The 23,219-nt window shown below is 59.4% G+C and carries 22 protein-coding genes and 1 pseudogene; 5 read left to right on the top strand and 18 right to left on the bottom strand.

Going from position 1 to position 23,219, the window contains the following annotated elements:
• Positions 1-61 precede the first annotated feature (61 nt).
• Genes JNK74_00615 through JNK74_00605 form a run of 3 tightly spaced genes read left to right on the top strand, consistent with a single transcriptional unit; the run spans position 62 to position 3,758 of the window.
• Complete coding sequence (locus tag JNK74_00615) at positions 62-1,324, top strand: PAS domain S-box protein (GenBank protein ID MBL7644666.1); 1,263 nt, start codon at positions 62-64, stop codon at positions 1,322-1,324.
• On the top strand, positions 1,325-2,530 hold the full coding sequence (locus JNK74_00610; protein ID MBL7644665.1) for a response regulator: 1,206 nt from the start codon (positions 1,325-1,327) through the stop codon (positions 2,528-2,530).
• Positions 2,508-3,758: an HDOD domain-containing protein gene (locus JNK74_00605; GenBank protein MBL7644664.1), complete on the top strand. Its 1,251-nt coding sequence runs from the start codon at positions 2,508-2,510 to the stop codon at positions 3,756-3,758. Before JNK74_00610 ends, JNK74_00605 begins: the two co-directional genes overlap by 23 nt.
• A gap of 18 nt (positions 3,759-3,776) precedes the next feature.
• Here the strand turns inward: JNK74_00605 and JNK74_00600 are convergent, their stop codons facing one another.
• The 4 genes from JNK74_00600 to JNK74_00585 form a co-directional block, all read right to left on the bottom strand.
• Positions 3,777-4,958 (bottom strand): hypothetical protein, encoded by a 1,182-nt coding sequence (locus JNK74_00600; protein ID MBL7644663.1) that lies wholly within the window; start codon positions 4,956-4,958, stop codon positions 3,777-3,779.
• A 242-nt stretch (positions 4,959-5,200) separates the two neighbouring features.
• Positions 5,201-5,395, bottom strand: a complete 195-nt coding sequence (locus JNK74_00595) for a hypothetical protein (protein MBL7644662.1) — start codon at positions 5,393-5,395, stop codon at positions 5,201-5,203.
• A 350-nt stretch (positions 5,396-5,745) separates the two neighbouring features.
• On the bottom strand, positions 5,746-7,134 hold the full coding sequence (locus JNK74_00590; GenBank protein ID MBL7644661.1) for a sulfatase: 1,389 nt from the start codon (positions 7,132-7,134) through the stop codon (positions 5,746-5,748).
• Between the two features lies 1 nt (position 7,135).
• Positions 7,136-8,494, bottom strand: coding sequence for a sulfatase (locus JNK74_00585; protein MBL7644660.1), 1,359 nt, complete (start codon positions 8,492-8,494; stop codon positions 7,136-7,138).
• Positions 8,495-8,683: 189 nt separating this feature from the next.
• Here JNK74_00585 and JNK74_00580 point away from each other — a divergent pair, with 189 nt between their 5' ends.
• The gene (locus JNK74_00580) at positions 8,684-10,051 is read left to right on the top strand and encodes a sulfatase-like hydrolase/transferase (GenBank protein MBL7644659.1); all 1,368 of its coding nucleotides are present in this window, start codon (positions 8,684-8,686) and stop codon (positions 10,049-10,051) included.
• A 163-nt stretch (positions 10,052-10,214) separates the two neighbouring features.
• On the top strand, positions 10,215-10,859 hold the full coding sequence (locus JNK74_00575) for a hypothetical protein (protein MBL7644658.1): 645 nt from the start codon (positions 10,215-10,217) through the stop codon (positions 10,857-10,859).
• A 64-nt stretch (positions 10,860-10,923) separates the two neighbouring features.
• Here the strand turns inward: JNK74_00575 and JNK74_00570 are convergent, their stop codons facing one another.
• The 14 genes and pseudogenes from JNK74_00570 to JNK74_00505 all read right to left on the bottom strand — a co-directional run bounded on the left by JNK74_00570 (position 10,924) and on the right by JNK74_00505 (position 23,034).
• Positions 10,924-11,799, bottom strand: a complete 876-nt coding sequence (locus JNK74_00570; GenBank protein ID MBL7644657.1) for a YifB family Mg chelatase-like AAA ATPase — start codon at positions 11,797-11,799, stop codon at positions 10,924-10,926.
• A gap of 24 nt (positions 11,800-11,823) precedes the next feature.
• Positions 11,824-13,776: a recombinase family protein gene (locus JNK74_00565; protein MBL7644656.1), complete on the bottom strand. Its 1,953-nt coding sequence runs from the start codon at positions 13,774-13,776 to the stop codon at positions 11,824-11,826.
• A gap of 110 nt (positions 13,777-13,886) precedes the next feature.
• Complete coding sequence (locus JNK74_00560) at positions 13,887-14,678, bottom strand: hypothetical protein (protein ID MBL7644655.1); 792 nt, start codon at positions 14,676-14,678, stop codon at positions 13,887-13,889.
• A gap of 2 nt (positions 14,679-14,680) precedes the next feature.
• The gene (locus JNK74_00555) at positions 14,681-15,178 is read right to left on the bottom strand and encodes a hypothetical protein (GenBank protein MBL7644654.1); all 498 of its coding nucleotides are present in this window, start codon (positions 15,176-15,178) and stop codon (positions 14,681-14,683) included.
• 20 nt (positions 15,179-15,198) lie between these two features.
• Positions 15,199-16,602: a hypothetical protein gene (locus JNK74_00550; protein MBL7644653.1), complete on the bottom strand. Its 1,404-nt coding sequence runs from the start codon at positions 16,600-16,602 to the stop codon at positions 15,199-15,201.
• The gene (locus JNK74_00545; protein MBL7644652.1) at positions 16,599-16,982 is read right to left on the bottom strand and encodes a hypothetical protein; all 384 of its coding nucleotides are present in this window, start codon (positions 16,980-16,982) and stop codon (positions 16,599-16,601) included. The genes JNK74_00550 and JNK74_00545 overlap by 4 nt, the downstream gene beginning before the upstream one ends.
• A 78-nt stretch (positions 16,983-17,060) precedes the next feature.
• Positions 17,061-17,663 (bottom strand): recombinase family protein, encoded by a 603-nt coding sequence (locus JNK74_00540; protein MBL7644651.1) that lies wholly within the window; start codon positions 17,661-17,663, stop codon positions 17,061-17,063.
• Complete coding sequence (locus tag JNK74_00535) at positions 17,663-17,839, bottom strand: hypothetical protein (GenBank protein MBL7644650.1); 177 nt, start codon at positions 17,837-17,839, stop codon at positions 17,663-17,665. The genes JNK74_00540 and JNK74_00535 overlap by 1 nt, the downstream gene beginning before the upstream one ends.
• Before the next feature lie 360 nt (positions 17,840-18,199).
• Positions 18,200-18,289 (bottom strand): annotated as a pseudogene (locus JNK74_00530) (poly(3-hydroxyalkanoate) granule-associated protein PhaF).
• Between the two features lie 382 nt (positions 18,290-18,671).
• Positions 18,672-19,766, bottom strand: coding sequence for a DUF262 domain-containing protein (locus JNK74_00525; protein MBL7644649.1), 1,095 nt, complete (start codon positions 19,764-19,766; stop codon positions 18,672-18,674).
• Positions 19,763-20,875 (bottom strand): adenine-specific methyltransferase EcoRI family protein, encoded by a 1,113-nt coding sequence (locus JNK74_00520; GenBank protein MBL7644648.1) that lies wholly within the window; start codon positions 20,873-20,875, stop codon positions 19,763-19,765. The genes JNK74_00525 and JNK74_00520 overlap by 4 nt, the downstream gene beginning before the upstream one ends.
• A 68-nt stretch (positions 20,876-20,943) precedes the next feature.
• Positions 20,944-21,255: a hypothetical protein gene (locus JNK74_00515; GenBank protein ID MBL7644647.1), complete on the bottom strand. Its 312-nt coding sequence runs from the start codon at positions 21,253-21,255 to the stop codon at positions 20,944-20,946.
• 173 nt (positions 21,256-21,428) lie between these two features.
• On the bottom strand, positions 21,429-22,136 hold the full coding sequence (locus JNK74_00510; GenBank protein MBL7644646.1) for a recombinase family protein: 708 nt from the start codon (positions 22,134-22,136) through the stop codon (positions 21,429-21,431).
• Positions 22,137-22,368: 232 nt separating this feature from the next.
• Entirely contained in the window at positions 22,369-23,034 is a 666-nt protein-coding gene (locus JNK74_00505; GenBank protein MBL7644645.1) for an ATP-binding protein, read from the bottom strand.
• Positions 23,035-23,219: the final 185 nt, after the last annotated feature.

Here is a 23,219-nt window from a genome sequence, read left to right as displayed (position 1 = left end):
GGGCTAGGACGGGATGGGTTGGAAGAATCACGCTGGTCCTTGCAGGGGATCGGAGGGGACTATGTCAGATTGTACGGGGAACAGTGGTGGCGTGCCTGCGGCGCAGGCGCTGCCCGCCATGGCGTTCGCCCAGGCGGAGTTTGCCGCGGCCATTACCGATGGCTGCGGAATCATCACTTTTGTAAACGACGCCTTCACCCGCCTGACGGGCTACACGCCCCAGGACGCCATCGGCGCATCCATCGAAATTCTGCGAACCACCAATTATGACGACGCCTTCTATGCCGACATCTGGCGGCGCCTGACTTCCGGTGAACGCTGGTCCGACCGGCTGTCCGTGGGCCGAAAGGATGGAAGCGCGTATCGCTCGCGCAGTTTCGCGGCACCCATCCTGGAGCCCGACGGCGCCATCGCGGGCTACAGTTTTTTCTCCCGCGACACCTCGGACGAAGCGAAGCTGGAGGCGCAGTTGGGGCACCTGCAGAAAATGGAAGCCATCGGCGAGTTGGCGGCCGGTATCGCCCACGAGATCAATACGCCCATTCAATATATTGGCGACAATATCCAATTCCTCCTTCAGGCCACGGCGGGCCTGATGCGGCTTGTCGAGGCGAGCGCCGCCGCCTGCGAAGCGGGACGGGGCGCCGCCATCCCCCCCGAAATCCTCGACGGACTCGAAACGCTGCGGCGGGAAATCGACTGGGATTTCCTGAAGGTGGAAATTCCCCTGGCAATCGAACAATCCCTGGAGGGTCGGGACCGGGTCGCCGACATCGTGCGGGCCATGAAGGAGTTTGCCCACCCCGGCGACGAAGAACTCACGCCGCTGGACATCAATCACGCCATCGAGAACACGCTCGCCGTTTCCCGGGGCGAATGGAAGAACGTCGCCGCCATCGCGCTGCACCTGACGGACCACTTGCCGCCCGTCCATTGCTACCCGAGTTCTTTCAATCAGGTCCTCCTCAATCTCGTCGTGAACGCGTCTCACGCCATCGCCGATCGCCACGGGAATGGCGGCAAGGGACTCATTTCCATCTCCAGCGCACTTCGAGAGGACGCGGTGGAGGTCGTTGTGGGAGATAACGGCTGCGGGATCCCCGCCGAGATCGTCAGCCGGATTTTCGAGCCCTTTTTCACCACCAAAGACGTGGGGAAGGGGACCGGGCAGGGGCTCGCTCTGACCCATGCCGTCATTGTGGAACGTATGAAGGGGGCGATCGAAGTCGATTCTACCCCCGGGGAGGGCACCCGCTTTCTACTGCGCCTCCCGCTGGGAGACCCCCAGAACACGCAGGGAACGGAAGAAGCGCAGGAAACTTAAATGACCGACGCCAGCTATACGATAGAACCGCAAGCCGGGAGCGCGGAACCCGCAAGGAAAAAGGTGCTTTTCGTCGACGACGAGCCCAACTTCCTCGCGGGCCTGCGCCGGATGCTCCGGGGTCAACGCGACCAGTGGGATCTGTATTTCGCCGGTGGCGCCGACGAAGCGCTGGAGCTGGTCAAGCGGGAGCGAATCGACACCATCGTTTCCGATGTGAACATGCCGCGCAAGACGGGCTTCGACCTGCTGACCGCCCTGAAGGGCAACCCCGAGACGCGGGACATCCCGGTCATTATTCTCACGGGAAATGCGGAGAACGACCTCAAACGTCGCGGCCTCGACCTGGGTGCGGACGACCTGCTCAACAAGCCGGTCAATATGGAAGACCTCACCGCGCGCGTTCGCAGCGCCCTTCGCATCAAGGAGTATGAAGACCGCCTTCGCGAACAAAACGCCGTGCTCGAGCAGAAGGTCCGCGAGAGAACCGCCGCCCTGGAACATTCGCGCCAGGACATCATCTGGCGCCTGGCCAAAGCGGGCGAATTTCGAGACCAGGACACGGGCGAGCATGTCATGCGCGTCGCCGCGTGCAGCCGCGCCCTCGCCGAGGCGATGAATCTCGACCTCCAGTTCTGCCACGCCATTTTCATCACGAGCCCGCTCCACGACATCGGAAAAATCGGCGTGCCGGACGGTATTCTCTTCAAACCCGGCAAACTGACGCCCGAGGAGCGCCAGTTCATGGAGCGGCATTGCGAGATCGGCGCGGCGATTCTGCTGGAAGTACCGCAGGAGGGAAAGTCCGACCGGTTCGGACAGGCTTTCTATACGGGCGCGGGCGCTTCGAATATGAACGGGGGCGATGAACTGCGCCTCCTGGCCGCCGAAATTGCCCTCTCCCATCACGAGCGGTGGGACGGTGGGGGCTATCCCCGCGGCCTGAGCGGGCACGACATTCCCATATCCGGGCAGATCGTGGCCATCGCGGATGTCTATGACGCCCTCCGGTCGGTGCGGGCCTACAAGCCCGCCTTCACGGTGGACCAGACGGTGGCAACCATGCGCGCCACCCGCGGCACCCACTTCTCGCCGGAAGTCTACGATGCTTTTGAACTCGTGGTCGAAGCCTTCGAAACCATTCGGCGAGACTTCGCCGAGCAGGAAAGCGCGGGGGAACCCTATGAAACGAGTCCTATTCGTTGACGATGAAATCAACGTCCTGAACGGACTGAAGCGCATGCTCCGGAGCGTGGCCCGCGATTGGAGCATGAGCTTCGCCCAGTCCGGTGAAGACGCGCTGGACGCCATGCGGAAGTTTCCCGATTTCGACGTGGTGGTCACGGACCTCAACATGCACGGCATGAGCGGTGTGGACTTCCTGATGAAAGTTCGCGAGGAATTTCCAAACACCGTTCGCTTCGTCCTGTCGGGCAGCACGGACGCCCAGATGATCCTGAAGGTCGCCAACGTCGCCCACCAGTTCATGGGCAAGCCCTGCGACCCCCAGAAGCTGTACCACGCGGTGGCCCGGGCCTTCGCGCTCCGCGAGCAACTCAACGGGGGCGCCATCAAGAGCCTGCTGCACCGCATGGGCAAACTCCCGGCCCTTCCCGTCGTATACAATCAGATCCTGCAGGAAATGATGCTCGACGACACCTCGGTCGCGCGCGTGGGCAAACTGATCGAACAGGATCCGGCGCTGAGCATCAAGGTACTCCAGATCGTCAACTCCGCCTATATGGGCGTGCGAAATCCCGTCTCCAATCTGGTCCAGGCCTGCTCCATGCTCGGTCTGGAGAGCCTTAAGAATGTCGTGCTCATGGCGGAGGTCTTCGAGCTGCCGAAAGGACGGAAACTTCCCGCAAGTTTCAACCTGGGCGCGCTCTGGAATCACAGCCTGACCGTGGGCGAAGGCGCGCGCCAGATCGCGGCCGCGGAAACCGGCGACAAGAAGATCATCGACCGCGCCTTTACCGCGGGTTTGCTCCACGAAATTGGCCAGTTGATCCTGGCATCGCAACTTACGGATGAATTCGCCACGGCCATCCGCTACGCGGATGAAAAGCAGATCTCCCTGGTTGACGCGGAGATTCAGGTCCTGGGCGCCACGCACAGTCAGGTGGGAAGTTATCTCCTGGAACTCTGGGGACTGCCCGACCCCGTGGTGGAGGCTATCGCCTTTCACATCTATCCCTCGGCCTGCCCCGCGGAAGACTACAGCCTCCAGGAATCCGGCTATCACGTGCCGGAAGAGGCCGCCTTCACCGCCCTGACCGCACTGCACGCCGCCAATTACTTCTCCGAAGAGCATGAATCCGGGGACGGGGTGAAAGCGGAGCTCGACATGGCCTATCTCGAAAACCTGGGATACGCGGATCGGATCGGCGCCTGGTGGGAGCGCTGCTCTCCCGCCAAGCCTGTTCGCGGATAGGCCCGCCGTAGGTTTCGGTCAGAAGAGGCGACCGAAGTCCACCTCGGGAAAGCTCTCCAGCGCCGTACCCGGGGTGGCGTTCAGAATCCTGCGGCCACTTCCCTCGGCCCAGCGCCGGGCGCAGTCAAAGTCCCGCTCCGCTTCTTCGGGCTCCGGCGGCAGGAAGCGGTTCTTCCCGCCATCCGTGTAGTCCGAGGTGAAGTGGGTCGCGCGGGTGGCGTCCGCCGTCGTCCAGAGCGCCGCATCGCCGGAGCGGCTCCCCTTCGTCCAGGCGCGTTGCGCGGCAAGTGCGGTCTCATAGACCCGCCCGCCGCGCAGGCGCCGCGCCACACCGCGCCATGCGCGCCGCAGAATCGGCGAGTAGCCCCGCCGCGATAATTCGTAGCGATGGTCGGCGCCGATAAGGATGATGGGGTCGCAGCCCATGATCGCCGCAATCTGCAGCAGCATGAAGGTTACCGTGAATCCGCGATAGACCCGCGACGGACAGTCTGAAAAAGCGCGGGGGAAGGGATCGGGCCACGCGCTGTTCACCGGGCATCCTTGCGCCACGCGCATCACGGGCCAGTACTCCGCCGGAAAAAACTTCACCGTGTCGGCGGGCACGGCCGATTCATAAACCGGGTGGTAGGTCTCTATCTGGTACTTGTCGTATACCCCCCAGTAACTGAAGGGGAAGCCCCACGACTCATAGCCCAGGAAGCATCGGTTCGAACCCAGGGTCAGCTCGCCTTTCAGCTTCGTCATATCAATGTCGTTCAGACTCGGCCCATTCCCCACTACAAAACAGCGTTCGCCCCGATGGCGATGGTGGAAGCCGTCCAGCAGGTGGGGCATGGGCAGGACCGTCGCGCCCCCGTGATCCACAAATACAGCCTCCCTGAAGCCGCGCCGCCAGAGCGGGGGCAACAGCGCATAGCGGGAAGACACCTCGGGCAGGGACACGCCCGCGCGGTACCGCATGGGGACCCGTTCGAGAGATACCGGGATGTGGATCCGGGGGCAGTCCCGAGCCGCGACGGCGTCGAATTCCCGCGCAAGGGTGAGTCGGGGATCGGCGGGAAGGGCGGCTTGCTCCGGAGCGCCGTGAACATCGGAGGGCAGCAGGACCACCCGCGCTTCGGGCGGAAGGGTGCGCAGCCAGCATTCCAGCAGATAGGGCGACTCACCTTCGGGAAGGCAGGCGTAATAAGGATTCATCCGGGCGGCTCCTGCCGTATTGAAGCAGGTTCGTTGCGGTGGAGGCAAGCTCATTCCACCACCCGCGGGCCACTGGAAAAAAGGAGGGGGTGCGCAGCGCGGTGGTGTGGGCCGCGCTGCGCACCATGGTGGGGGGTGTGCCTTAATCCGTCTGACTTGGGGCAGAACGGCATGTGCCGAAGGCACTCGACTGTCTTGCAGGCCGGGGTGCGTTTCCGGACCTCTTCTTGCGCATAAAAAACTTAGAAGGCTGCCATCACGGATGCGGGTTGCTCCGTGCTGACCAGGACCCAGCTATACTGATAGAGGATAACGCCGAAGATGCACAGGGTCGGCTGGCAGATGGTGGTGAACACCTTCTTGCCGCGAAAGGTGGCAAGATACCAGGCTTTGATCGGGGACTGTGTGCGGATGGCTTCGGGCATTAGCGGGCTCATTTCGGACCTTTCTGTTCCTTCATGGAGGCTCTTGGGCTGCTGTTTAACTGTCAACAGATTACCTAAAGCCATTCCCATGCCAAGAACAAACCCATCCATCTAACTGCCTACACTACAATGACTTACCCATCAAAGAGGCCCTTCAAAGCGTTCCCAGGGCCCGAAAACATCCTATGTCGGGTCCAAATTTGTACAAATAATGCGAAGCAAGGAGGCCGCGTACAATTTTGTTGAGCCCCCGCCACTTTGCCCGGACACGGCACCCCGAATACCCAATGGATCGGGGCCGGATCGCCGAAAATGGTCCGGTACGCCCTTTGGATGCCGCACATTTTCGTACGATCGCGCCCTCAGTGCCCCGAGTCGCCGTAGCCAATCGCTTCAAGCACCTCAACGTCCTCGGGAGCCAACGGTACGGTGGCGCTTTCGCTCGCAACGGACTCCGCAAGATAGGAATTGAGCATTGCGCCCATGGAGAGGGCCCGCGCCGGATCACTTACCGACACGTCCGCCCATTCTTCGGGATCGCGCTCAAGGCCGAAGAGTTCGCTCTTGTTGGCTCCATGATTCCTAATGAAACTGTGGCCTTCGCTGAAAACCGCCGACTGGTGCACGCCCAACGAGGGCCAGGGCCCCCACGTCTCGGAGAACACCGCCCCGTTGTCCAACTGACTCCATGATTCGAGGGGAGGAACACCCAGGCGCTTCGCCAGCCAGGGCAGGATCGCCATGGTGCTTGTCATTCCTTCGTGGACATTTCCCGGCGCCTGGCCGTCAACGACAATCAGAGGCACGCGCACCTGCTCCTGAAAAAGGGTGACGCCGTGGCCCATGCCGCCCCGCTCCCAGAACTCTTCGCCATGATCGGAGAGAAACACAAATACGGTATCGGGGTGCTTCTCCCGGACCGCCGTGACCAGTTCCTCGATGGCCCGATCCATGGCCAGGCACTCCAGATCATATCGGTGACGCACCGCTTCTTTGGCCCCCTTGCCGAGATCGGGCAGGGTGTGAGCACTCTGTAGTCCTATGGCCGTCTTTACCTGATCCAGATAGTAGTCCATGAAACGCCCATCATCGTCCAGAATCGCCCGGTCTTCGTCGCTCATCACAGGCTCCGCACCCAGGGCCTCCGCAAGCTCCGGCACCGGACGGTAAGGCGCGTGGGGGTCCATATAGTGAGCGTAAAGGAAGAAGGGCGCGGGAAGCTGGGGGAACGATTCCAGCGCGGCACGGGTCACCTCGCTGGCGGGCGCGCCGTTGCTGAAGCGGTACTGGCGCTCCTCATAGCCCTGGGCAAATCCGAGGGCCCTTGTCAGATTGGCGTTCGTCTGAAAAGCCCAGGGCGTGTAGCCCTGCGCGACCAGCCACTCGGCGAGGGTTGTCCACGAATCACCCAGCACGTCGCTCGTGGGATGCTCCGGATCCTCAATCCGCGCACTATGCCGCACGCCATGACGGTTGGAGTAGACGCCGGTCAGCACCGAGGCCAATGCGGGTTTGGTCCAACTGCTGGGACTGATGGCATTGCGATAGTTGTCGCCCTCCTCCGCCATCCGCGATAGAAATGGCATGACAGGCTTACCTTTGCGCCGGGCATCGATACGGTCCGCTCGGAGGGTGTCCATGACAATCAGGACGATATTCGGACGGGCCGAAGGTGGCGCAATCGGCTTGGGCGCTTCGCCGCAGCCGCTGACAACGAAGAGACCGATGAACGGTAGTATCCAGATTCGCATCTTATTCGTGCTCCCACTTCAGAATCCAGGGGTCGTTGGTCCGTTCCTGGTGCGCCTTCAGCCGGGCCTTCATTTCCGCGAGGCGCTCCTGATAGACCGGTATGTCCGCGAGGTTATGGAGCTCGTCCGGGTCCTGCTCGAGGTCGTATAACTCAAATGGCGCGCGGTGGAGATAGTCATGAACTGGACGCTTCGCGAAGTGGGTGGCGTTGGTCAATACGAGATATTGCCAGGTTTTGGATTCCCACAAGTCGGAGGCGAAGGGAAAAGACAGGCCGCTGGCCATGTTCCACATGAGCTTGTAGCGTTCGTCGCGCAACACCCGCACGGGGTAGTACATGGTCACTTCGTGAAAGGTATGGCTCAGAAACACGCTGTCCCACCCTTCGGGCGATTCCTGCTCCAGCACGGAGAGAAAAGAACGCCCGTGGAATTCCTCGGGCTTCGTCGCGATACCGGCATAATCCAGAATCGTCGGCGTGATGTCGGCCCACGTGATCATGGCATCGGTCACCACGCCCTCCCGCGCGGCCTCGGGATTGCGCACCACGCAGGGCAGGCGCACCCCCGGCTCGTAGCAGTTGGTCTTCGCGCCGGGAAAGGCCATGCCGTTGTCGGAAACATAAATGATGAGCGTGTCTTCCCAGTGGCCCGTGTCCTTCAACGACTGGATAAGCCGCACAAGGCCGCTGTCCGCCTGCTGCACGGAGGCGTAGTAAGCCGCAAGCTCCTCGCGCGTCGCGGCGTTGTCCGGCAGGAAGGACGGCACGATCACATCTTTCGGGTTGACCGCATCGGCCGTTTCCCGCTTGAAGGGCCGGTGCGGCTCCACGGTGCAGAAGTACATGAAGAAGGGCTGTGAATCGTCGGCCAGGATAAAGGCCTCGGCGGCCGCCGCCAAGTCCCCCGGCAGGATGCTCTTCTTCTCATCCATGAAATCGACGCCCCACGACGCGAAATCATAGGCCTCCGGCGGGCCCACATGGAGCTTGCCGAGGGAGATGGTCCGGTAGCCCGCTTCGTTCAGGCGGTTCGGCAGGCTCTTGACCGTCTCGAAAGTTCGAAAGTGATGATAGTCGTGCTCGTGGCCGTACTGGCCGTTGGCATGGTTCAGCAGACCGGTGAGAATCACCGAACGGCTCGCACTGCACGATGGCGTGGTGCAGAAGGCCCGGGTGAAGCGCGTGCCCGACGCCGCAAGGGTGTCCAGGCCGGGTGTCTTGATAACCGGGTTTCCGTAGCAGCCGGCGTCGGTGCTGCCCTGGTCGTCGGTGACATAGAGCACGATGTTTTTCGGCGCAGCCTTTGCCGAGAGCGCTGCCAGGAGAAGCGCCAGCGAGAGCAAGACGATTCGGTACATTTTTGGGAACTCCCTTCTCCCTTGAATAGGACGAATAAGTCCGATAGGACCGTTTACTGTCATCGGTCCTATCAGACCTGCCCGTCCTATCACGCACTTGATTTTCGCGGGCTGCGCCGCTCACCATGGCAGGCCCGTAGCATGCCGCACGCCGTGTCCATGACACAAGCCAACCGGAGAGACTCTACCATGTTTCAGAACCGACGCGCCTTCTTGAAAGCCACCGCGAGTGCCCTCGCGCTCGGTGCGCTACCCGCCGAAGCGCGACCCGCCGATGTGCGCCAGGGACAGCCAAACATCCTCGTTATTCTCGCGGACGATCTGGGCTACGGCGACCTTTCCTGCATGGGTGCGGCGGATATTCAGACGCCCCACATTGATGCGCTGATGAGCGCGGGCATGCGCTTCGACAATTTCTACGCGAACAGCCCCGTGTGCTCGCCCACGCGCGCGGCCCTGCTCAGCGGGCGCTATCCGGACCTCGCGGGGGTGCCCGGCGTCATTCGCACCCACCGCGAGAACAGTTGGGGCCACCTGCGCGAAGACATCGACCTGCTCCCCGCCGTGCTGCGTCGCGGCGGCTACCACACGGCCCTGGTGGGCAAGTGGCACCTCGGCCTGGAATCGCCCAATACGCCGAATGAGCGCGGCTTCGACCTCTTCCACGGTTTCCTCGGCGATATGATGGACGACTACTACACCCACCGGCGTCACGGCATCAATTACCTGCGCCACAATGCCGAGGCAATCGAAGCCGAAGGCCACGCCACCGATCTCTTCACCCAGTGGTCCGTGGATTACGTTCAGAAACAGCAGGTCGAAGAAGCGCCCTTCTTCCTCTACCTCGCCTACAACGCGCCCCACTCGCCCATCGAGCCGCCGGAGGATTGGTTCCGGAAAGTGCAGACGCGTGACCCCGCCCTGCCCGAGCAACGGGCGAAACTCGCCGCGCTCATCGAACACATGGACGACGGCATTGGCCGCGTGGTGCAGACGCTGAAAGATACAGGTCAGTATGAGCAAACCTTGATTCTCTTCTGCTCCGACAATGGTGGCGACCTCCGCGCGGGCGGCACGAGCGGTGCGCTCAACGGCGGCAAGCAGGACATGCTTGAAGGTGGCATCAAATCGCCGATGTGCGCGGTCTGGCCCGAAAAAATCGCGTCAGGACAGCGCTGCGACTCCCCCGCGATGACCATGGACCTCTACCCCACCCTCTGCGACCTCGCCGGGCTGCCATTTGACCGCAACATCGACGGCCTCAGCCTCCTCCCCACGCTCACCGGCGCGGGCACGGTCGATCCCGACCGCACCCTTATCTGGGTACGCCGCGAAGGCGGCCCCTACGGCGGCCGGGACTACCACGCCATCCGGCGCGGCCCCTGGAAGTTGCTGCAGAACGGTCCCTTTGAGCCGCTGCGGCTCTACAACCTCGCCGAAGATCCGGCGGAGACCACCCCGCTGCCCGAAGACCACGAGATGCACCGCGAACTCTTTACCGCTCTCCGCGAGCACATCAACCGCGCCGGGGCCGTGCCCTGGCAACCGAGGGATTGACGCGGACAGGACCCGATATTTCTCCTTGAAAATCTTCGCGCGCTGTCGTAGTATGCTGCTCATTGGAATTTATGAAGCAGGGCATGGCGGCAGTAACAGGGGCATCACTCGTTCCCCCGGGCGCTGTATTCCTGGTATTCAACCGGAAACAGGGAGAAATCGCGTGGAAATCAATGCAATTCTTGGTGCGGTAGCGGGAGCCATTGTGGGCGCAATCGTTTGGGCGGTAATCGCCGTTTCGACAGGCTATGAAATTGGATGGATCGCCTGGGGCGTGGGCGGCGCGGTGGGCTATGGCGCCTATGCCCTGGAAGGCCGGGGAAAGACCTCAGGCATCGTCTGCGCCCTGCTGGCGGCCGTCGCGATTCTCAGCGGGAAATACATGGTCATTCATCACTTCGTGAACCAGGAACTGACCCAAATCGCCGACACGAGCTTCTCTGAAGAATATTACAACGAATTGAAAGCCGACGCCGCCGATTTTGCCGCGCTCGGGTCCGAAGCGGAATACCCGGCCTTCATGGTCTCTCATGGCTACACCGAAGCGGCGACGGCCCCCGAAGTGGGTCAGGGGGAGGTCGACGACTTCAAAGAATTCCAAGTGCCCATGCTTCGGGAGTGGAGCACCGCGCCTCCCACCTTCGAGACGTGGCAGGCCGAGGCAAATGCGGAGTCCGAGGCGCTGCTCGCAGACGGGATACCGATGAGCGAAGTGTTTATCGGCTCCCTCGGACCGATGGACCTCTTATTCTTTGCCCTCGGAATCGGCACGGCCTTCAAGGTGGGATCGGGCGGCGAGTATGAATAGTACGTGCAGGGACTGACGCGGACACGCCGGAGAATGAGTTGGCTTCGCAATTCCGCGCCGGTCCCTATAGCACCGACTTGTCCAGGCTCCGGTATTGCACGGCCTCCGCAACGTGGTGTTCTGTAATGTCGTCCTTGTCTTCCAGGTCCGCGAGGGTGCGGGCGATGCGGAGGATTTTATCGTAGGCGCGGGCGCTCAGGCCGAGGGCATTGAGGGCCCGCTCCAGGAGGGTCTTGCTCGCATCGTTGAGCTTGCAATAGTGGCGCAGGGTCTTGCTGTCGAGGTGGGCGTTGTAGCGCGTTGTGCCGTTGCACCGGGCGCGCTGGCGCTCGCGGGCGGCGAGGACCTGCGCTCGCACTTCCTCCGTCGTGGGTCCGCTGATCCGGCTGTCGGTCAGATCGTCGAAGCTTAGCGCGGGTACGTCCACATGGATATCGATGCGATCGAGCAACGGTCCCGAGAGCCTTCCGATGTAGCGCTGCACGTCGTTCGTGCTGCAGCGGCACTGCCTGCGCGGGTCGGTGCGGCAACCGCAGGGGCAGGGGTTCATCGCCACCACCAGCATGAAGCGGCTCGGATAGGTTACGGAATAGTTCGCGCGGCGGATGTGGACGAGTCCCTCTTCGAGGGGCTGGCGCAACACCTCCAGCGCGGCGCGATTGAACTCGGGCAGCTCATCGAGAAAGAGCACGCCGTTGTGCGCCAGACTCACCTCGCCGGGGTGGGCATGCTGGCCGCCGCCCGCAATGGAAACCGTGGTGGAGGTGTGGTGGGGACTCCGGAAGGGCCTCGTGACGATGAGCGATTCCTTCCTTGTCTCCACGGGGCACACGCTGTAGACCCGCGTGGTCTCCAGGGACTCGTCGAAGCTCATGGGCGGGAGGATGCCGGGAATGCGGGAGGCCAGCATGGTCTTGCCGGTGCCGGGCGGGCCGACCATCAATATGTTGAGTACAGTTTACCCCTACCGCTTCTTCGCCGCCTTCTTGTTGTATTCTGTCTTCCAGTCTCGCCACATTCGGTCAAGCTTCGGGTTCACAAAACGCCAACCGGCTTGGCGTCTGGCATCCTTCGTCATCTGCACTCCGGATGCCAAGCTACCCTCTGGAACTAAGTCTACCACAGCCCCGGTCGTGAAGTGAACGCGTACAAACCGACCCTTCTTGGTCCGTCGCTGTTCGGCGATTTGTTTAATGAAGCCCCTGAACATCTTGTCGCGCCACAGGTCATCGTCGGCTTGAGCCATCATCGCGTCGTAGAAGTCATCCTCGGTCGGTATCGGTGCCGGGATGTATCGGAGCCGTCCGTTATCCTTCACCGTCCGCCCCCGCTTGGGCAGCGTGTTGTCGTCCGTCTTCTCTGTGCCTTTCGCGTACCCCTCGGCGAACACTTCGATGCTCTTTATCAGTTCCCGCAGATGGGCGTTGAGCCGCATACGCATTTCGATGGCCGTTTGGTCTCGGCCTTCGATGCTCTCTCGCAACTGTTTGAGGTCGCGTTGCCAAGTCGCAAATGATTTGGTGTCACGTTCGGCTTGCTGTAGTTCGCTTTCGCGCTCGGCGATGGCGTGTTCAATGTCAGCGTGCTGTTGCTGCATGGAGTCCCATTCATCAGCTAGGGCCTTTCGGAGGGCATCACGGTCCTCTTTCGCAATCGATTTAAGGAGGTTCTTCTGCTTCCGTTCGATATCCGTAAGCTGAGCATTCAACCCTTGGATATGCTCGGTGAGTGCTTGGCATCGCTTCGCCTGCTCATCCGGTTCGGGCAATACCTGTTCCGGTTTCAGCTTCGGGCAGTTGTCCAGTACACAGTCCGCGATGTCATCGAATCGAATCGCGTAAGGGCTCGGGTGGCGACACCCGGCGTTCCGTTGCCCGTTGTAGCAAACGAACCGGAGGCCCCCCTTGGTACGTTCGCCCTTGTTGTCAAAACTCATTGGGCCACCGCAATACTTACAAATCATCATGCTCTTGAAAATATTGCTGAACTGGTCCGCCCGTCCGCCAGTGCCCTGATTGCGGGATAGTATCTCCTGTACGGCAAAGAAGCACGGCGGCTCAACCACAATCGGGTAGTACCCTTTGATGGCTTCGCCTTTCGGTTCCCGCTTGCCGTTCACTTTTTTGAATGGTTGGTACTCACCGATTACCGCTCGGTTGCGGACTATCTTCGTGATATAGCTGGCACGCCAACCCGTCGTTATCTGATTCTCCCTCGGCGGTGCCGTCCAAGTCCCTTCTTCGTTTAGCTTGCGCTCTATGGCGCGCGTTGATAGCCCCTTGAGCTTGAGGTCAAAGAGGCGGCGTATTGCTTCCTCCGCCTCGGGGATTACTACGAACTTGTCACCCTCTTTCGTGAGCCATGCGGGGCATTGGGCTGTGATAATCTTCTTCTCGTCACGAGCCTTCTGGCGGGCCGTCTCTCGGGCCGCACCAATCAACTCGCTCTTGCGTTTGGATTCCTGATATGCCCGTTGTATCTCAGCAATCAAGCCATGTATTCGACCATCATTCACCGCATCGGGCGGGTACTCGGCAACAGTCGTCTTTACCGTGATGCCATGCTTTAGCAGTCCAAAGCAGACCATCTCGATAGCCTCTATTGGCTCCAGTCGTGTTAGCCGGTCGATGCTCTCAACGAGCAAGATGCTCCCCGACGGCACCATGCCACTTTTCACCGCGTCGAGAAATATTCCGAGTGTCCCCTTGCCGCGAAGGTGCTCCCCCTTGAACGCACTACGACCTTTGTCGAGAAGCTTGAAACTCGTGTCGAGGTGATAGCCATTCGCGTTGACGTAGTTGTCTCGCCACTCTCTCTGCCGACGCAGGGAGTCTCCCTTCTCTTGCTCTGGGGTTGAGAAGCGGATGTATGAGTAGACCCTCGGTTTGGGTCGTCCTCGTGGTACTTTCATTGTCATAGCCGACCTTCTTTCTGCCAACCGTGGTGTAAAGGAGAGGGCGACCGGGCCGGTCGGCTAGCCACACGGCGCGGGGATCAATCCGCGCCGGGTCGCCCTCCACGAAAGGATTAGGCAACGTGCCCATCCATGCTGGGCAAGTGTAAGATATCATCGTCGGCGTTCGCTACCGGGCTGCAATCGCAGGGGCTTTGATAGTTCATCGCGGGCAGCGGCAGCAAGTTGTCGTCCCGGTCACCTCCGCCGTTGTTGACGGTCGGTACCATTTCGTGGGCATAGCCCATCGTGGGCATTGGCAATACATCTTCATCGTGCTGGTTCATTGTGACTTCCTCTTGGTTGGTTTGAAATAATCCGCATCCGTCCGCCACACTGCACGCCCCAATCAGGTCGGGCAGGATGGCGAGGTGGTCGGGTTGGTGGTTTCGGGCAATCTCACCATCGAGGGCAAAGTAGAGGCCCGTGCTTACCTCCATCTTCTGATTGAGGCGGATGGCATCGGCTACCCGTTCATCGACCTGTCCGACACGTTCTGCATCAATCCACGCTTCGGCTTTCAGTCGGTGTCCGTCGAACTGGGTGTTGAAGACGGTCCCAATCCGCTGGCGGCTGGTGATGTCCGGGTCAGCGGCACTTACGCCCTGTCCGTTCAGTTGCGGGTGATAGACCACAACGGGCCTCCCGTTCCATAGTTTGGCTGATGCCCGCAGTTCGTCGGCGGTGTAGGTGATGGGGCCTTGGCTCCCGTTATGCACCCCAACCACGAGCATCGTGACCGGCAGGACATAATGGGTTCGGCCTTCGAGAGGTGCGGTGCGTGCGTTGGTTTGAACGCCGAAGCTGGCCCGAACACCAGCTTTCTTCAAGGACAGGTTGGTGTGGTTGGATACATACGTGTTCATAGTCATACCTTCATTTTGTTGAGTGCTGCGGCCTTATCTTTGATACGCTGTTGACGCTCGGCCTCGACTTCCTTCCGGGCTTCAAATTCCTTCACAGCCGGATTCTCAGACCGTTCGTCCTTGAGTTCGTCCAACGCCTGCCGGGCAACTTTCACGGCATCCGAGAGCCGCTCAAGTTCTTTCAGTTGGTCATCGGAGTAGTCATTGCCCATCATCGAATTGCGGAGCTGTTCGTGGGCCTTAACGAGGTGGTGGACCTTGGCATCCCAGTAGTCAATCCGGCGCTCAATAGCGTCGAGGTCGAGCCGGTCTTGGTTGCCGTTATACGGATACAACTGCAACATCTCGGCTGATGGCGGGCTTATGAGCCTCCCGTATGGGTTCGTCTCGCGGCGGGCACCGTCGGGATACAACAGCCAGTTACCGTTGGTTGACTGCACGGCGACGCTTGTTCCTCCGTGTCGGGCGTCAAACTCATTTATCGCTTGCGTGGGGTTCATTATGTTTTCCTTTCGTTGGGTTATTGGAGTGCGCCGGCCACTCGGTATCCGGCTGCGGCGACCACCGCCACACCCGCAACTGCGTTTGCAAGGTCATCGTGTCCCCCGGGCGGGTGGTCGATAACGTCTCGGCCTCCACTGCGGGTTCGTCGTTCAAGTGATGCGAGTTGGGATACCAATCGCTCGTCGTCAAGTAGTTCGATGTCACCTGAGCAGAGCCGGGGCAACAACTCCGCGTAGATGATGTTTTTGTTCTTGTCGCTCTTGCGATATCGGATGCCGTTCTCAACGAAGGCGCTGGCGGTGAACTCGGCTGCGTAGTTGTCACCTATGACCCGTCGAAGGCCGTATGCCTTGAGTTCTTCAGCCATCGCCGAAATAACGTGGTGCGGATTGAAGGGCGGCGCCCAGCGCTTCGCGAGGTCAATGACAACGGTTCGACCTTCCTTGTGAGCTATCGCTAGGGCAGCGTCATCGCTTCGACCACCCGACATATCAACGAAGGCGAAGTATCTATTCTCGTGGTTGTGGCTGAGGCGGTCCCGGCCCGGCACCACAAGTTCCTCAATCACCTGCCGTGGGATAAACGAAGCCACGTCGTCGCGCCATTCGCCCAGGTACTCGCTCTTGGCGGATGCCAGGTCCTCCGCGAGTGCCCGGTCAACGATTCGTTGGGGCAAGGTGGAATTCATTGTTCGGCTTGGGCAGTTCCACACTAGCGTTTCGCCAGTGTCGTTGCCGTGGTGCATCTTGTATTGGTTATGAGCCCATCCCTTGCGGGCATACGGAGACGAGATGGCTATCAGCTTCCCGCCTACTGTGGCAAGCGATGGAGCGATTGCCCGGACCAGTTCCGTATCGCTTCGGATGCGGCTCTCCTCGCTGATACCGAAAAAGCACGCCTCGTCAACGATTGCCGCCAGCAAGGTATAGCCCCGGATGGTCCGCCAGTCGCCCGCGAGTATTTCAATCATCGTGCCGTTGCGAAGCTCAAACCCTTCTCGGGTTTCGCTCTCCACCTCGCGGGCAAGCATTGGTGTTGCGAACACGCCCTTGAGGTAGTTGGTTACGATACGTGCCTGTGACTTCGTTGGGGCGATGATGGGCACAATCCCGCGTTCGCCTTTGGCGAGCTTCTTTTCGTGCCCGGCGATGGCGGCTTCGTATGCCCCGATTACCGCTGCGATGCGGCTCTTGCCGCTGCGTCGGCCCGTTAAGAACAAGGCGGTATCGAAACCGTCTTGGGGCATCGTTGATACATCACGTCCGGTACACTGGCGGACTAGGCGCTTGCTCTGGCTCGCCTTGATTGGCAATCCATACATCGCTCGTAAGGCGGTCAACCACGGCTTCCACGATTCGAGGTCCTCGCCCAAAAAGGGTCGAAACAGGTTCTCGTCTTTGATTGCCTCGATGATGTTCACTTGTCACCCCCGTTCACGTACTCATGGAGGTTGACCACCTTCTTGGTTGTCTGCTGCTCCAAGCCGAGCTTACTGAGAAGCCCCGACAGGGCATTCGTCATCTGCGTGTATACGCCTGCCTGAAACTCCCCGCCTTCGACGCTCTGCACTTCCATCGTTTCGAGTTGGATACTGATAAAGATTGCCCGACGTACCAGCATCTCCTTTTGGACGCGGTCCACGCCTGCATCGTCTCGCAGTGCTTCGAGCCGTCGGCGTATCTCCTTCACCACCCCCTGTCGCTGGTCGGTCGTCTCCCAGAACCTCGGTTCAAATCGCTCCGGGAGCGTTGCGGGGGTCTTCGCCCTCCGCTCTTCTCGTGTTGATGGTCGCTGTGTCATTGTCACACCTTACTAGCTATCGCTGCTGTAATGCGTGTACTTATAGCATCGTCAAAAATGATTCACAAGAGAGATTGTTTACACTTCTTGCTTCTGTTCGAGCACCTTGTAGATGGTGGGGCGTGATAGCCCCAACTCGCGAGCTATTTCGGCGATGGGGACCTTGTCCTTCTTCATCTTGATGATGAGGTCGGCCTTTCGTTGGGATACTTTGGCCTTGTGCTTCTCTGTCCATCCTCCCCATCGCACCCCCTTGGCTTTCGCCACCGCTTGGCCTGCGGCCACACGTTCCCCCCGCATCTCCGTTTCGTACTGTGCGACGCTGGCGATAACGTTCGCCATCATTCGTCCGGCTGCGGTTGAGAGATTGATACCATCCATGATGGTGACAAGATTGATTTTGCGTTCGGTGAGTTCATCGAACAGGGTAGACAAACCGCTCACTGTCCGCCCCAACCGGTCCAACCGCCATACCACGATGGCTGATACCTTGCCGGTTCGCATCGCGTCTTCGAGTTGCTTCCATCCGGGCCGGTTCATGTTCTTTCCGGTGGCGGTGTCTTCGTACCATTTGATTGGCTCGTCCTGGGCTTCCGCCCATCGTTCGAGGTCGGGCTTCTGGCTCTTCGTATCCTGCTGTCGGCTTGATACTCTGAGGTAGATGGCGATGTGCTTGGGCATCACGATTGCTCCTTCTCCCGCTTGGCGGGGTTCACGACCTTGGGGTTTCGACCTGCATTCCACTTCGCAATGTAGAACCGGCGACCGATGTAATAGTCGTCAAACTCTTTGAGGACCCGTTGCCCTCGGCGGTCGTATTCGATTAAGAACGCTGGGCACTGTTTTTGTTCGAGCATTTGATTTTCTCCCTATCTACGACCAACGCCCCACGGTATCCCGTAGGGCGTCGCGTTTGGTTGGGGCTGGTAGCCTCACCATTGGTCGCTGTCAAGTTTTAGGGCTCCTCTCCTACACACAACACGGTCTGTAGCCAAAGTCGCCCCACAGAGGCGTCACTTGGCTACCTTGTAGCCTTCTTCGGTCTTGGTCACGTGCTCCCGGTCCATGAGCCACTTCATGTGATTGCGTACTCGGCTCGTGCTCAGCTTGGTCGCGCTGGCGATGGCCTCAATCGTTTGGGGCTTGGTGGTCATCGCAGCGTTGATTTGGCCGCTCTCCGTTGTGGGGCGTGAGCCAAAGCGGTCCCGTTCGGCCTTGGGCTTCGCGGGCTTCTTCGCTTCGGGCTTCGTGGGGGCTTTTACTTCGGGCGTCGCTGCGGGCTTCGTGGCGGCTTTCGCTGCGGGCTTCTCAGTAGTGGTCTTCTTCTCGGTCGTCTTCTTCTCGGTCTTGGTGCTCATTGTCTGGTCTCCTGTGTTGAGTAGGTGTTTGGTGTATCAGTAACCTAGTACACACAATGCTACAGTCTCACAGTCGATGGTGTAAAGCCCGAATTACAAACGGGGGCTTACACTTGGGCGCATGAAAAAAGCCCCATGTTTCCAAGGGGCTGGGGTGTTGGATTGGGTCCGGATTGGGTCTTTACAGGACGGGGCTGTGGGGCGGGCGTATCGTCGTGGTCGTGAGTGGGGGCGATGGCGGGGTGGTAATCATTTCCTGCAAATCAGGCTCGCTTTGGTAGGCAGTCGGCGGGGCGTGGCGTGGCGTATGGAGGCGTTGGTCAGGTGCCCTCTATTTCCCTGACTTCCTTCTGTTGGCTTCTTTGCACAGCATCTGGCAATTCTCCGCGGTAGTCTTCCCGCCCTCGTGCCATGGTGTGATGTGGTCAGCTTCCATTTCCTCAAGCTCGAAGTGCTTCTTGAATACAGGGCAGATACCCTTCTGGCGCTCGTAGGCTTCCCGCTTCATTTGTGGGGTGAACGCACGGACGTTCAGGTGCTTTTCATTACCATTCAACACATACTGATAAATTCCTGGTTTGCGCGTGACATCAATATCCTCCATCAATTCCGCGACCCGCTTCTCCAGTTTGTCTGTGTCAAGCGTGGCGTCCTTAAACTGGTTATAGAGCGGACCCCACTGCACGCCCTTCATCTCTTTGCGGTACTTTGGAAATGTGGCTTTCACCCACCCTATCACTCGCTGGAAGTACTGCCAAAGCGGCGTAGCGTTCTCGTCGTGTTGGTGCTGCCCCATGTATTCCTCGATTGATGCCAACCCCTTTAATTGGGCATGCCACTCGATTGCTGTCTCAAGGTATTCCTGTCGAATTGGCGCGCCATTTAGGTATTCTCCGGCGAGGCCATATGCCGCACAGCCTGTCTTGCTGAAATAGCGTTTGGCATCGGTGGTCCATGGCCCGGCATAGACCGCGTTCCTGAGTTCCTGGTCGGTGAGTTCCTCACCGGCAATGTTAATCGTCTTGAACCATTCTAGCTTTTCACTGTCGGTGCCGGAGCAGAAGTAAATCATGCAGACGTAATCGAGAAGCTGTTGCCGTTGGTCCTTTTTCAGATTGCCAAAATACAGGCGATCGACGGAGTAGTCCCCGTTGACGTACTGGCAGATTGACAGGGTGCGCTGCTGCCCGTCGATGACTTCATAGTTGCCGTCCTCCCGAACCGCCCAATACATCACGTTCAGCGGGAAGTCTTTCTGCGCAGTGTCTATCACGGCGTTGCGCTGCTTGTCCTTGTAGATGAACTCTCGCTGATATGGCGGTCGAATATCGAGCTTGCCTCCAAAAGCCCTCACGCCTTCTTCGTCGGTATCTATAAAGCCGTCGCAAAGTTCGGCGACCGTGATTTTGTGGAGTTCGATCTTCATTGATGCTCCTTGCGCCGAATTAGAAGGCGTGGATAAGTCTGGGTAAAGTATTCCCCGTCGACGATGTAGTATGTCTTACCAGTCGGGCGGGTTGGCCATTTGAGCGCCGCACCGTCGTTCAACTTAGTTACCTCACTTTTGGTGCCGTCAGCATCAACCTGAATCTGCTTTGGATACTTCTTCGAAGCCATGCCGCACCACGTCTTCGTAATCCCAACAATCTCGAACTGGTCGGGGTTATGTTTGGTGAGAAACCCACCGGGCACCCCCATCGTGCCAAAGTAGTCGACTGGAATGCTATCGACTTTACTGACGTCGATAGCATCGAAGTTGTCATATGTCGGGTACACTTCCGGGTCATAAGTCTTGTAGAGAATCAAATCTTCGTGTCGTTTGGCTATGTCAAGATTGGTGAGCCAGCACATGGTGCCGAAGCTTCTCCACTTGTTACCGCTCTCATCAACCCAAAAACGCGTCGCTCTTGCCTCGTAGTGGTCAGGGACTCTGAATGCCATGTCGCCATTGTTGTAACCCAGCCAGAGCTTGTCATCTCGGACAAGTCCGAACACGTCCTTGGTCGACAGAGAGTTCTGATTCGCCAAGACAATAAAATTCTTCTTATGCTCGACTAGCTGTGTTACGTACTCTCGAAACAGCGAGAACGGCGGATTCGTGACAACGATGTCTGCTTGCTTCAGTAGCTCGATGCACTCATCGCTGCGGAAGTCACCATCGCCTTTGAAATGATGGATGCCGATACGGCCGGGGGTGGGGACGCGGCCACCGGGCGTACGCTCGCCTTCATACTCCAAATAGACCCCTTTCTTGGAGTCGTTCTTGCTAAATAACTCGGGGTCTAGGCTTTGGTAGCAGGTGGTGATTAGCTTCTTGAGCTTGAGGTCGTCGAACTTCCGCGAGAAGTAGTGAAAGAAGTTGCTGGCCTTGGGGTCATCGCAGTTGCACAGGACGGTCTTGCCCTTGAAATGATGCTTGTAGTGCTTGAGTTCCTTCTCGATGTCGGAAAGCTGGGTGTAGAACTCATCCTGCTTCGAAGCCTTGGCGGCGTGCAGACTGCGGTTTAGTGTCTTCTTCTTCGTCTTCTTGTCCATGGGTATCCCGGTTCATCGGAGGCGAACATATGATAAGGGTCGCCCGCCCTCCGTCTCTTGCCAACACGCTACGCACCACTCTCGCCGCGAAGCTGCGCTCTCTGCTTTTCGTATTGCTCCCATATGAGCCTGTCCCGTTCGGCTCGCTCCTGTTCGAGTCTCTTATCGTTGGCTAACTCGATTTCAGTATAGACTATATCGTATACGTCATTCATGATGTATGCAATCTGCCGGTCGAGTGCGTCGGGGTCTGCCTTCAAGTGGTCCCACTGCTCTTGGCCATCGTCAAAGCCGGGTGGGTCGACGTGATTGGCTGCGTACTCTTCGAGGAGGAGGATAAATGCTGCTCTGGCTTTGTCTGTGAATTGTGGGGTCGACATAAGGTGCACTCCTGTGGTTGTGCGTTGTGCGTTACGATTTTGCGATTTGCGTTAGGTTAATGGCTGGCTGTTGGCTCCGGCTCTAGGAAAGCGGAACCCCTCGATTTTGCGGATGTTTCGCAGGTGGCGAGGGCTTACGCATGGGGGTGTAAGCTAACAAAAAGTAACAGTGATTACGTTGGCTCATTCAGCCACTCCCATATCGTCTTGTGCGAGACCTTTGGCAGCTCTCGGGCCACGAGTTCGTCGGCTATCTCTCGACACGAAAGGCCACACCGCGCAAGCTCTCGAATCACGCCAGTCAGCATGTCCTTGCGCTTGCGTCGCCGCATCGGTTTTTGCCGATGTTTGCATCCGGCCGACTCGACTTTTTGAAGGGACTTCACATCCTTCCATTTACTGTCCGGTGCGACGAACGTGAGCAAGGGTACCGGGGCGAAGGCTACAAGTGCCTCGAAGTCTGCAACGCTGGGCTGTGCCGACTGGTCGTACTTGTTGAACCCCTTGGGTCGGAGAAAGCGGTCCGTGGCGGCCGCCAAAATCGGGACCGAGTGTGCTTTTGCGAGGTCGACGGCTTGTGCCAGTTCGGGTCGTGCATCGACCGTCACACCATTACCATTGACGGCTTCGTAGACCTCATCGAGAATGCCGATTCGAGAGTCGTTGCAGTATCGCCGAAGACACCGCTCCTGCCAAGCGTAGTTGTTATTGCGGTGTTGATTGCCGGTCGATACGCGGTAGTAGAGAATCACGGCATCGAACGGCTGGCGTCGATGTCGGGTTGATGCCTTAGTCAGATATTCGGTTGGGTCCGCTTCTGGTTGCTCAGGCTCTAGGTCCTCTGGTGCGCGTTTACGTTTGTCTCGGCGTTTACAAATCATGCGACAGCCCCCCAAACTGGTCCACAGCCCTTGACGGGAGCCGAGCCTCTAGGGCGCCCTACACCGCGATTTGCGCGACGGCTGGTCTGTGGGTATGGGGAGGGGCCGTAAAACACGGTACCGCCCAATGGTGAGCGCAGGGTTTGGGCGTGTGGGGCTGTGGGGTTGTCGTGTCGCGTCTTGTAGGTCATATCCATCGCTCCAACGGGTCGGAGTGGATGGGGTAAACCGTTTACAACATAAAGATATTGTGCGCTCCCGCGGCGGCCACGGTGAGCGCGCGCTTCACATGGCCCTGGCCCTTTACTTCGCTCAAGTCGGGCACGCGCAGGTGGGCGGTGTGAAAGAGTTCATCCACCTCGGTAACGTGGGGAAGGATTTCTTCGTCGCCCGCCAGAAAGGCCGTGGCCTGCTCCAGCGAGCGCACGGGAATCACCTCGCAGCCCTGGACGACGCCCGCCTCATCGGCATTCATGGCGGGCAGCACGATACCGCGCAGGCCCTGATTTCGCGCGTTGATGGCCATGGCCAGGGCGCCCGCCACGGGTCGCAAGGAGCCGTCCAGCGCGAGTTCGCCCACAAAGGCATACTCGTTGAAGGCGTTACCCCCAATCTGGGCGCTGGCGGCCAGGAGACCGAGGGCGATGGGCAAATCCAGCGCGCTGCCTTCCTTGCGTGTTCCGGCGGGTGCGAGGTTAATGGTGTTGTAGCCCCTGGGATAGCGGAACCCTGAATTGCGCAGAGCGCTCCGCACACGGCTGTCGCTCTCTTTAACCGCCGCGTCGGGCAGACCCACGATCCAAGTCTGGTTCTGCTGGCCACCGGTGTTGTCCACCTCGATCGCCACGGTAAAGGCGTCGATGCCGAGCACGGCTGCCGATTGTACGCGCGCTAACATGGTGTAGGTGGCCCCCGCGTTACGGTGGTTGAGAATCCTGAACTGCTCTCGGGCTATTGTGGAAAAACGGGTGCCGAGGTGTCAAGATGGGGGGTTGAAGGACTTAAGGGACGAAAAGGACTTAAGGGACAAGAAAGACTTAAAGGACTCTTGGAGAACGACCGCGAAGCTGCTGGTCGAACACC

The organism is Candidatus Hydrogenedentota bacterium (genome assembly GCA_016791475.1).
Taxonomy (GTDB): Bacteria; Hydrogenedentota; Hydrogenedentia; order Hydrogenedentales; family JAEUWI01; genus JAEUWI01.
The sequence above is the reverse complement of the archived record's forward strand: the minus strand, read 5'-3'. Positions and strand labels throughout refer to the sequence as shown.